This is a genomic window from Chitinophaga ginsengisoli (assembly GCF_003014595.1).
GTDB lineage: Bacteria > Bacteroidota > Bacteroidia > Chitinophagales > Chitinophagaceae > Chitinophaga > Chitinophaga ginsengisoli.
The window spans coordinates 1-10,856 of record NZ_PYGK01000007.1 but is presented as its reverse complement, the minus strand read 5'-3'; the positions used below and the strand labels follow the sequence as shown (position 1 = coordinate 10,856).

The window sequence follows — 10,856 nt, the reverse complement described above, 5'->3', positions numbered from 1 at the left end:
TACTGCACAAGACCAATTTACATGAAAATTAAGCGCTTTATAATACGCAGGTATAAGGACACATGGGTAAACGCATTGATAAGAGGACGAACAGGATCAACAAATATTGTATATGAGAAAAAAAAAGTCCTCCCGGCATTAACCGGAAGGACCTCGACGCGTCCGCGTCCCAGATATTTTTTATGGAGCAACCCGGTTAGGCGATACCAACCGAAGGTTTCCATGAATATTCTGTAGATTGCATGAATACCTCCTTTTCTTTAGTGAGTTATGAAATTACGCATTTTCTCCGGATAAGCATTCATAGTTTGTCAATTTTAGTGGTAACTTTTGTGTGATTTTATGATACAGATCGAAACCTATATTGCGCAACACTTGACCCATCTGGTCAAGAACTGCTGGTACCTGGAAGTCCCTGCAAATTTACCACAGCCTTACCTGGAAGACATCCTGCCAGACGGGCATCATGAGATTATTTTCCATTTGCATCCGCATACAGGCAAACGAAAATTCAGTGACACAGATTGGATCGAAGAGCCTGCTGCTTTTATCGCCGGACAAACACTCACCACTTACACCCTGGAGCTTATGCCGGGAGCGCGTTTATACGGTATTCGTTTCTATCCGCATACGCTATCCGCCTTTCTGAAAATGCCGGTTCCGGATCCGCTTACAGGTATCACACCTTTGAGTGATATTCTTCCGCTGGATAATTTTATGGATTGTATCACGGACCATCCGCACACGACTTTCCGTCACTTCGAAAGACTGCTTACCAACATGATCGCCGGCCTGCAACAGCCTTCCGGCAGTTATGATTATGTACATGCCGCCGTACGCGAAATAATGCAGCACAGGGGAAATATTTCTGTAGACCAGCTGCTGCACCGCACCGGCGTATCAGCAAAATATCTTGACTCCCTGTTTAAAAAGCAGGTAGGACTAACACCCAAAGTTGTCAGTAACATTATCCGCTTTAACCACTTCGTTGCCTGGCAAAACGCACATCCCGAAGAAAACTACACAGCTGGCGGCTATGAAACCGGCTATTACGATCAATCTCACCTGATCCGTACATTCCGGCAGTATACGCAGCAATCCCCTAAAGCCTATTTCAACAGCAACACCTGGATCAATAACGTTTTTGTCAATATCTGACTGTTCACTTTTTGGGGACCGGTATGGATAGTACTTTACAGGCCCTCATTTAAGAATATAATACCTACTTATAAAGTCCCGCAATCGTCTCCAGATAATGCTCAATAGGCATGGAATTACGCATCTCCATCAACTGCTTACCCTGCGCTCCCACCAATGTCCTGAACTGCTGACTCTTACCCGTAGCCAGGTCATAGATCACATCCACAATCGTCTGCGGATCATCCAGCAATGAAGGATCTACATTTGCCATCATTGATTTAACCTTATTCGTGATATCATCATAATCACGGATCTCAGGATGTTTATTCCAGACAATACGGTCTTTGAAATTATTACCCGATGATCCCCCCTGCTCTACCAGACGTAACTCAATATTCAATGGCTTCAACTCATAATAAAGCCCTTCTGTCAACCCTTCCAGCGCAAACTTAGACATGTTGTATAACGCCCCTACAGGCACGGCCGTTGTAACGCCCATAAAAGAGCTGATATTAATGAACATGCCTCCCTTATTTTCCCTGAAGTGCGGCAGAAAACCACGTATCACGTTAATAGGACCACGCACATTCGTATTGTACTGCCAGTCTATCACCGATTCATAGGCAGCCTCAAGCGCCCCATAACTTCCCACACCCGCATTGTTCACCACCACATCTACTTTCCCAAAAGCAGCTATCGCATCACTCACAGCGGCCTGTACCTGTTCTACATCGGTCACATCCAACTTGAAAACGCGGATGTTCTCATACTGCGTCAACGCTGTCTCATTCTCCGGCGTACGCATGGTAGCGGCTACATTCCAACCCTGTTCTGCAAAATACTTTGCACTCAATTTACCTAAACCATCACTGGTACCTGTAATAAATATTGTCTTCTTCATATCTGATCGTTGAATTGTTATTATAACGGAACTTTTGTTCCGCAAATATATACATAACGGAATAAAAGTTCCTAATAAATATTTTCTATTCCGGAATTAAAATTCCGTTTTGTATATTTGCATTCTAATAGTATCACCTATGGCAAGGACAAAAAGATTTGACGAAGAAGAAATGCTGCACAATGCCATGTTATTATTCTGGCATAAAGGGTACAATGGCACATCTCCGCAGGAAATACTGGATGAACTGAAACTGAGCCGTTCCAGTCTGTATGACACGTATGGCGATAAAAGAAGTCTCTTTATCAGCGCGTTGAAACGCTACAGGAATACAGTTACTGCCGAGATCATTGCGTTCCTGGCATCATCAGAAAATATACCCGAAGCGCTAAAAACATTGTTTCAACGCACAAAAGCACAATGTTTCGTAGGAGAAGACAAGAGAGGTTGTTTTATGGTCAATTCCAAAGTAGAACTCGCCCCCCATGACGAAGAAGTAGCTACCATCGTAAAAGAAAACAGGGAAGCATTAGAAAACGCCTTCACCGCAGCCATCAAAAGAGGACAGGAAATGGGCCAGATCTCGAAAGACAATCCACCCCGTTCCCTCGCAAGATTTATCATGAATAACCTCTGGGGCCTAACCGTGCACTCCAAATCTGGCGCCGACAAAAAAGTATTCGACGACATCATCAGGATAACCTTATCCGTTATAAAATAATCGGAGCACCCATATAAAGCAGCATCACAATAAGCGGACCGCATAACCTCCAATAGCGACAGCGGAAGTAGCACCGGTTTCAGATGGGAATGGCGGGCCTTCGGCTCTCCGGTGACACGACCGATGCTGCCCAATAGATATCCAAACCCAACTCGCTTGACAACGCCAAATAGCATTCCAGAGAGGCGCCGACCGCCATCCCATACTGAAACCGAAGCTACTTAGCGGGAAAAAGAAGCTACGCGTAAATAACCACGCATAAAAAAATACGCGCATAAAAAAACGAGGTCATATCAAAACCGACACAACCTCGTTTTATTTAATAAATTAACATCAGAAATCTGTAGACATCGTCAACTCCTCCCGCTCCTTAAACGCATTCTTCAGCAACTCCAACTTCGCCAATCCCCTCGCATACGCATCCGACCCCAACAAAAGATACACCGGCGGCTTCTGCTCATTCACAATTGCGATCAGCGCATTCGCCGCCTTCTCCGGACTCCCGATCTGCGTACCATCCATATTCTTATACCTCTCATGAGAGCTCCGGATCGCCGAATATTCCGGAATAGGCTCTTTAGCAATCACCAGCGATTCCTCAGTCAGGAAACTAGTCCTGAACGCCCCCGGCGCCACAACCGTTACCTTGATACCAAACTCTTTCACATCTTCCGCCAGCACCTCCGACAATCCTATCACGGCATGTTTAGCAGCACCATACACCGCCCATCCCGTAGCCGGCGCAATACCCGCAATAGAAGAGATGTTAATGATATGCCCTGACCGCTGTGCCCTCATATACGGCATCGCCTTACGGATCACATTCAAAGTTCCGAAAACATTCACGTCAAAACTATCCCTCGCTTCATCGTCACTCAGTTCTTCAATACTGCCGCCAATGCCATAACCAGCGTTATTCACCACCACGTCAATCCTGTCAAACGTCGCAATTGTTTTATCTATAGCATTCGCAACACTTGTTTCATTCGTTAAATCTGTCTCTAAGGGAAGAAATTGTTCAGACTCAATACCTACTGCATTGATCAGATCTGCTTTTTTTCTGGAAGTAGCAGCCACCAGCTGACCCGTTGCCAGTAATTGCTTCACCAGACTAAGCCCCAGTCCTTTCGATGCACCTGTTACAAACCATACTTTTTTGTCGCTCATCGTTCGTGATTTTAATAATACAAAGCTACTACAGCCAGTATCACCAATACTTATATCAATCAAAGCGATGATTGCAAAATTCAAACAGTCCTAAAAGAAGAAGGGGTAACGGTGGTTTGCTTCTTGAAAAAGTTGTTAAAATGGGCTGGTTCTTCAAAGCCCAGGCAATAGCTGATCTCTGAAATATTCCAGTCAGTATGTTTCAACAGGGCTTTGGCTTCCCCGACCAGTCTTTCCGCAATATGCGCTGTAGTCGTTTTACCTGTAGTCTCCTTGATAGCGCGGTTCAGATGGTTCACATGCACGGCCAGGTGGTCGGCAAAGTCCTTGGCCGACCGCAGGGTGAACCGCTGGGAAGTAGACTCTATAGGGAACTGTCGTTCCAGTAGTTCTGTAAATATAGACGTGATCCTCGATTTGGCATCCGGATGTTTATATAAAGTATCTATAGGCGTCATTTTCAACGCATAATGGATAATTTCCGTTACATAGTTCATCAGCAGGTCATACTTATATTTATAGTCTGACCCTATTTCGTCCAGCATCTTCGTAAATATCTGGCTGATATGCTCATCCTGTTCTTTATTGAGCATGTACGAGGGCTTCCCGCCGGGTGTAAACATCGGCAGCTCATTGATGTTCCCTCTCATCCGCTCTGTGAAGAACCCCTCCTTAAATATGCAGAAAAAACCTGTTCTCTCTTCTGACAGTGGTTCGAAGGTATAGGGTACATGCGGATTGAAGAACATCAGCGCAGTACCGTCAAGTTCAATACTTTTATCGGCGTAATGGTACAGGGTCTTTCCACGCACCAGGTTGATCTTGTAAAAATCCCGGCGACTATACTTAAAAGGCGTAGCACCATGCACGCCTGCCAGACTGTCTTCCAGGCTGAATACGTTGAAATGCCCTATATCCTGCTGAAGATTTTCCGGTAACCAGTTAAACTTCTGCTGATAGAACTCCTCCAGTGTTTGTGTTGTTGCCATGCAGTGAAGTTACAAAATTCAAACAAATTACTCATACCGGGTGATGGTAACCGGCCCCGTCAGCCCCGAAACCTGCACCGGCCAGCCTGCCGCATTAAAAGGAGTATAGTTGATATTCACGAAATTGATCTCATGATACCGCCTCCAGGGTACCTGGTGCTGGTCCATATACCTGATCCTGTTCGCCATCAGGTTCGCCACTTCTATCCTGATCTCATTACTTCCTGCTTTTAAATATTGCCCGATCCTGGCCCTGAAAGGGATCGCCCAGAGTATCCCTGCATCCTGCCCGTTCACCCACACATGCGCACTCTCATGCACGTCCCCTATGTCCAGCACATATTCCCCGGCCTTCTTCTCCAGCAAGGTGAACGTCGTGCTATATACCCCTGATCCGCAATAAGCATTAGCTGCCGTATCTCCCAACGCCGTCCAGGGCATCAGTTTATCCAGCTGACGCGTAACTGGCATAAAAGGCCATCCCTTGGTAAAGGTCAGTTGCCAGCTGCCAGATAGTGTTAGCGGTACTTCCGGACTATCCAGGTATTTCCAGTCAGCCATCGCTCCTGCCTGTACCCCCTTTCCTGTATGCACAATCATTGCTTCCCCGGGCAACAATTGTAATTTCACAACAGTCCTGCCTCCCTCCTCCTTGCGTAGCGCTATGCCCGTATTGCCGGTCTGTGGGTCCAGCAGCATCACCTCACCTTCCGCTTTATTCAGCGGCAGGTACTCGTCTATCTTTTGCGGTGTATGGTTCACCAGGTAGTACCAGGTGGTATTCTTTTCCTTTCTGCGGATGAATTTAAGCCCTTTACTGGCCAGCTTCTCCCCTTCAAGGCCTACTTTCCATAATGTTGCCTGTACGTCACCAGCAAGGATCAACCTGCCTTTTCCACGCTGCGCTACGGTCAGCCCGTCTGCAGCTGGTTTGAATGACAGAGAGACCAACAGCGCTTTCAGGGCCTTCCTCCGCTTACCCAGATCTCCGAGTCCTGGCACATCTTCCGGCAAGGCTTCCATTACCACCGTAGCGCCCTCCGTCGCCAGCCGGATCAGCTGTTGCATTGTTGCTACCGGCATCAGTCTTGTCTTCGGTATTACGATCACTTTATAGGCGGATAATTGCACGCGACCACTATCCTTTCCGTTACGCACATCAGCCCTCGCCAGCTGGCGGTCAGAAATAAAGTCCAGGGAATACCCTGTCCGCTGCAGCTCCTTCACCTGCTTATAAAATGCCGTAGGGTGTAACCATTCGTCAATAGAATGCACCATCAGGGGCATATCATGCCCCTTTGCCCGGTACCAGGTATCGTATACCGGCCAGTACACCAGGAGCTCATTGTCAGGTACGCCCGACTGCAACACCGACTGCACACGGGTAATATATTCGTTTAGCCCAGGCAAATGCGGCCAGAAACTGTTTGTCGGTACAAAATTCACAGCCGCATAAAACAACCATCCCGGCCATGGTACCTCTGGCGGAGAGAAAGTATTACCATGATAGAACACATGATTGACACCCGACAGGAATGCCTGCTCTACCTCCGGCTTACATTGCGACAACGACGTCTTAAAATGTTCCGTCAGCCAGGTAAAAGTCTCACTGGATATCAGCGGATGCCCTTCTACATGTCCTGCGGAAGAGGCAAACTTCAGCATCACCGGATCAGGATCTACATTCCGTATATCCGCACTATCTCTCCGTAAACCGGGAATCGGGAAATAAGTCGAGCCATAAGTCTCACATTCCGGAATATCCACCGCCGCATAAAGGTCCAGCAGATTTGCCGGTGATCCGTGCGCCTGGTTCTTCGACAAGCTCTTATACCCATGCGCCCACTGTGTCCAGGGACGCGTAAAATTCTCCAGCAACAGTTCCGACATCGTTTCCCGGTAATCAGACTTCACTCTCGCCACCAGGTCCGTACTGTCATTACTGGCTAGTTCCCGCAGATACTTCGACAGATCATACCCCCTCTTATGCTTAAACGCCATCAGGAACGCAGGCGTCCAGTCAGCGTTATATACCTCATAACTATCATTGTAAAAAGACCGTACGCCCGGCGCCCTATGCTTAAACGCAGTATCAAAACGATGCAGATATACCCGCAGCCCCTCTGCCGATAAATGGTCAAGTGTATACCCTTCCCCTCCCGGCGCTGCACGCTTTACCTGTTGTAAGGTCCTGCCATCAAACAGGGCATAAAGCTCCCATTCACCGCTGGCGGGCGACCAACGCAAACGTCCTTCTTTATCCACCTTATCCATCAGCAACACAACCTGATTCCCATTGTAAGCAGTGAGCGCCTGTAATGCAGCGCCCTCCTGTTTTACATCGTTTACCCGTATAGGTTGTGAAAGTGATTTCCCCGCAGAGAGATGATAGTGTTGCATAATAATTTTGGAAGCAGCATAGGCTTTCGTCACCTGCGGACCACCAAAAGGCCAGCCCGTACCGGTAGTCAGGTCTACCCCCATCTGCCGCTCTCCGGCAGCGGCAACCGTATAGCGTAATAGATCCGTCCAGCGTGGAGAAAGAAAACTGACATATTGCGACTCATACCCCATCGCACCATAAATAGGCGCAATCTCCACACCGCCAAAACCAGCCTGGTGTAATACCTCCAATGAAGAAGCCAGGTTCTTTTCATTCACGGCACTGCCGATCCACCACCAACGGGTCCAGGGTTTTGTTTCTTTCTTAATAACAGGCCAGGCCCCCTGCTGCGCACAGACAGGCCATACAAACAATAAGAACAGGCCTGTTAACAACAGCCCGCCGTTTTTTTGGATTACAGTTTTCATAACGTCATTTATTATTCTATTGCCGACCAGTCAAATTCGGAATGTTCGGCCGGCGACTCCGATCGCAGCATTAACCTGGATAGCTCTTTTACTTTCTGCGGATAGCTGGCAGCCAGATCATGCGCTTCCGGCTTACGCCCATTCAACGCTTTGCTGTAAGATAATCCATCTATTCCGGATAAAGTAGGGGAATGTGTAAGATCGGTTAACGTAGGCAATATATCCCAGAAAGCACATTAAATACTACTAACTTGTCCGGAAGACACTTTAACCGGCGCTCTGACGGGCATAACAATCTATAAACACAAAGGCCGGACATAATGCCCGGCCTCCTGCGTTTCAATAATATGTAAAATCAACTATTCTGTCACTTTGAATGTGGATACCGTATTCTCAAACGTCGCAAAATATTTATCTTCCTCGCCAACCTTGGTAATGCCCGTAATACCATAAGCAACACCATTCTTTGGTACGATATACAATACCGCAGCAACATGCTTGCCGCTTTGTACCGCTGTATATTTCAGCCATTTAGCAGGAATGCCATTGATTTCTTTGTCGCCCTTCCCTGCTACCGTAAATTTCTCCAGGTATTGTTCCATAGCACTCACCGTCTTGTCAAAATATGCCTGCAGAGAATTGCCGCCCATATTCTCTGACACCACATTGACATTCGCCCTGAAGCCGCCTGTAGCCTCCGGCGCCAATATTATTGTTGATTTAACACCATTTAACGTAGTATCTATCCGCGTCCATCCTTTAGGTCCTTCAATGGTGAATTTACCCGCACCCGCATTCATGTTCGGCGCAGCCTCCTCTAATATTTCCTTTGCGCTCTTCGGAGAATTATTGCCACTCTTACAAGCCGAAAACAATAATACCCCGGCAACGGTTAATAACGAAAAGTACTTCATAAATTCATGTTTATTAATTCATAAAGATAAGTGCATTTTATTTAAAATGAGTATATCTGCCATAACTACCAAAGCCGCCCGTACTATTCCCGTTTACAGATTATTACCCATTTTCTATATTTAATACGTGATTTTCATATTAATTATATTATTTTCAACCTAATCTTATTGTCACTGCCTTTGCAAGTTATGTGATACGAATATTCAAACAGATAGCATTTTATGGTCAGATACTACGCAATATTCAGAGATGGAAGTCATAGCCCATTACACAGTCTTGAATCAATATCAGCTTTACCCGAGTACTCCTACATTCTCATGACAACAGACACCTACAAATCCAATGGTTATGTTGAATCTACCATCTACCAGTTTGTAAATGCCAAAGGAGAACTCGAATTACTCAGGATCGGCAACTGGGAACTGTTGTACATCAGTCCCTGGACATTCAACTCCGACGGACTTCGCTACTGCCTGTACAATCACCTCACAAAAACCGCGCACGAATTTCATGGTGAAGAAACCGGCCTGACCTTCTTCAAACATGATCTCTTTCCTAAACTGCGTGAACTCTCCATCATTCCCGATTACCACCAGTACCTGCTGAGTGAAAAAGTAGACCTGCTGGAAGAAGAACTCACAGAACTAAGAAGACGCCTTTACGAGGTGGAAAAAGTACTGAAAAGATAATCGCTGCTATCTTAACCGGATCATCTATACAACCGCTTTTAACAACATAAAAAGCCTAACTTGCCGTATCAGAATCATATAGGCAATGGCTAAATCATCAGAAGAAATCATCATCATAGGCGCAGGCGCCGCCGGACTTATGGCTGCAAGGGAATTATCCGGACAATACAAAACAACCATCCTGGAAGCGGAAGAAACTATTGGCGGACGTATAATGACCATCTCCTGGAAAGGGACCAAAGAAGCAGAAGCCGGCGCCGAATTTGTACATGGCGAACTACCGCTTACATTAGGACTATTACAGGAAGCAGGGCTCAAATACCACCTCATAAGCGGTCAGATGTTCCGCGTTACCGATAATGGAGAATGGAGCACACAGCATGAAATGATCCCCAACTGGGATGAAATACTGGAGCTGATGGAAAAAAGCCCTGCCGACATGACCATGCAGGACTTTCTTAATCAGCATTATCCCTCCGAACAACATGCTGACCTGAGAAAGAACATCCAGGGATTCGTACAGGGATTTGACCTTGCAGATATTACGAAAGTAAGCGTCGGATACCTCTATAACGAATGGACAAACGAAAGTGAAAAAAACTTCAGAATAGAAAAGGGTTATGGTGCCATGACCAGCTTCCTGGCGGAAGAATGCCGCAAACAGCAATGCAACATCGTTACCAACGCTCCTGTTACAGCTGTTGAATGGTCCGCAGGAAAAGTACAGGTACAAACCGCCGATGGCACCACCTGGTCAGCAGATAAACTGCTCGTCACCATTCCACTCGGCATTCTGCAAAAGAATACGATTTCCTTCTCACCAGCCATTCCTTCGTATATCAAAGCAGCCAATGACATCGGCTGGGGAAGCGTCATCAAAGTAATACTGCACTTCAAAACACCATTCTGGGAAAAACATGCACAGCAGATGGCCTTTCTCTTAGGAAAAACGCCCATCCCTACCTGGTGGACACAGTACCCTGATCAGGCAAATGTCCTCACCGGCTGGTTGGGAGGCCCTCCATCCGCTGCCTACACCACAAAGACAGACAAAGAGCTACTGGCACTGGCTTTCCAATCCCTGGCCACGCTTTGCAACGAAACAGAAGAAATGGTGTGGGAGCAATTTACCAACGGGCATGTCTTCAACTGGGATACCATTCCTCATGTTGCAGGAGGTTACAGCTATGGCACACCTGCATCAGTAGCAGCACAGTTAGTGCTGAATACACCCATTGACAATACCATCTACTTCGCCGGCGAAGCCCTGTACAACGGTGCTAGCCCCGGTACCGTAGAAGCTGCGCTGGTCACAGGTAAAACCGTTGCCGCCAGAATAAAAGGAACCTGATTAACACAGAACCTCCAGGTAATGTCTCTTCTGTAACTGGATGGTAGTTCACACAAATGCACTTACAACACAGGAATGGGGCTGACTAAAAAGGTCAGATTTCAACAAAAATTAAAAATATATAGCTCGCCACGGTGGGCTATATATTTTTAGTAATATTCATATTCATTAG

The 10,856-nt window shown here is 46.6% G+C and carries 10 protein-coding genes; 4 read left to right on the top strand and 6 right to left on the bottom strand.

Translation table 11 applies throughout. The features are described 5' to 3' along the window. Positions 1–342 precede the first annotated feature (342 nt). Positions 343–1,158 carry a helix-turn-helix domain-containing protein gene (locus CLV42_RS17725; RefSeq protein WP_106603268.1) on the top strand — a complete coding sequence of 272 codons (816 nt, stop codon included), beginning with the start codon at positions 343–345 and terminating at the stop codon, positions 1,156–1,158. A gap of 64 nt (positions 1,159–1,222) precedes the next feature. Here the strand turns inward: CLV42_RS17725 and CLV42_RS17720 are convergent, their stop codons facing one another. Next, positions 1,223–2,041 (bottom strand): SDR family oxidoreductase, encoded by an 819-nt coding sequence (locus tag CLV42_RS17720; protein WP_106603267.1) that lies wholly within the window; start codon positions 2,039–2,041, stop codon positions 1,223–1,225. A gap of 139 nt (positions 2,042–2,180) precedes the next feature. Here CLV42_RS17720 and CLV42_RS17715 point away from each other — a divergent pair, with 139 nt between their 5' ends. Further along, on the top strand, positions 2,181–2,762 hold the full coding sequence (locus CLV42_RS17715; RefSeq protein ID WP_106603266.1) for a TetR/AcrR family transcriptional regulator: 582 nt from the start codon (positions 2,181–2,183) through the stop codon (positions 2,760–2,762). Positions 2,763–3,095: 333 nt separating this feature from the next. Here CLV42_RS17715 and CLV42_RS17710 read toward each other — a convergent pair whose 3' ends face one another. The 5 genes from CLV42_RS17710 to CLV42_RS17695 form a co-directional block, all read right to left on the bottom strand. Continuing rightward, a complete protein-coding gene (locus CLV42_RS17710) occupies positions 3,096–3,929 on the bottom strand; it encodes an SDR family NAD(P)-dependent oxidoreductase (RefSeq protein WP_106603265.1) in 834 nt (277 codons plus the stop codon). Between the two features lie 80 nt (positions 3,930–4,009). Continuing rightward, positions 4,010–4,918, bottom strand: coding sequence for a helix-turn-helix domain-containing protein (locus CLV42_RS17705; protein WP_106603264.1), 909 nt, complete (start codon positions 4,916–4,918; stop codon positions 4,010–4,012). 27 nt (positions 4,919–4,945) lie between these two features. After that, a complete protein-coding gene (locus tag CLV42_RS17700; protein ID WP_106603263.1) occupies positions 4,946–7,729 on the bottom strand; it encodes a glycosyl hydrolase in 2,784 nt (927 codons plus the stop codon). An 11-nt stretch (positions 7,730–7,740) separates the two neighbouring features. After that, positions 7,741–7,947, bottom strand: coding sequence for a hypothetical protein (locus CLV42_RS33705; protein ID WP_146154409.1), 207 nt, complete (start codon positions 7,945–7,947; stop codon positions 7,741–7,743). A 141-nt stretch (positions 7,948–8,088) separates the two neighbouring features. After that, positions 8,089–8,643 (bottom strand): DcrB-related protein, encoded by a 555-nt coding sequence (locus CLV42_RS17695; RefSeq protein WP_106603262.1) that lies wholly within the window; start codon positions 8,641–8,643, stop codon positions 8,089–8,091. A gap of 222 nt (positions 8,644–8,865) precedes the next feature. Here CLV42_RS17695 and CLV42_RS17690 point away from each other — a divergent pair, with 222 nt between their 5' ends. After that, positions 8,866–9,333, top strand: a complete 468-nt coding sequence (locus CLV42_RS17690; RefSeq protein ID WP_146154408.1) for a hypothetical protein — start codon at positions 8,866–8,868, stop codon at positions 9,331–9,333. A gap of 85 nt (positions 9,334–9,418) precedes the next feature. Continuing rightward, positions 9,419–10,684: a flavin monoamine oxidase family protein gene (locus CLV42_RS17685; RefSeq protein WP_106603260.1), complete on the top strand. Its 1,266-nt coding sequence runs from the start codon at positions 9,419–9,421 to the stop codon at positions 10,682–10,684. The last annotated feature ends 172 nt before the right edge of the window (positions 10,685–10,856 follow it).

Coding starts and splice junctions, on each gene's coding strand:
- CLV42_RS17715 (WP_106603266.1), top strand. CDS start 2,181: ATGGCAAGGACAAAAAGATTTGACGAAGAAGAAATGCTGCACAATGCC.
- CLV42_RS17710 (WP_106603265.1), bottom strand. CDS start 3,929: ATGAGCGACAAAAAAGTATGGTTTGTAACAGGTGCATCGAAAGGACTG.
- CLV42_RS17700 (WP_106603263.1), bottom strand. CDS start 7,729: ATGAAAACTGTAATCCAAAAAAACGGCGGGCTGTTGTTAACAGGCCTG.
- CLV42_RS17695 (WP_106603262.1), bottom strand. CDS start 8,643: ATGAAGTACTTTTCGTTATTAACCGTTGCCGGGGTATTATTGTTTTCG.
- CLV42_RS17725 (WP_106603268.1), top strand. CDS start 343: ATGATACAGATCGAAACCTATATTGCGCAACACTTGACCCATCTGGTC.
- CLV42_RS17705 (WP_106603264.1), bottom strand. CDS start 4,918: ATGGCAACAACACAAACACTGGAGGAGTTCTATCAGCAGAAGTTTAAC.
- CLV42_RS17690 (WP_146154408.1), top strand. CDS start 8,866: ATGGTCAGATACTACGCAATATTCAGAGATGGAAGTCATAGCCCATTA.
- CLV42_RS17685 (WP_106603260.1), top strand. CDS start 9,419: ATGGCTAAATCATCAGAAGAAATCATCATCATAGGCGCAGGCGCCGCC.
- CLV42_RS17720 (WP_106603267.1), bottom strand. CDS start 2,041: ATGAAGAAGACAATATTTATTACAGGTACCAGTGATGGTTTAGGTAAA.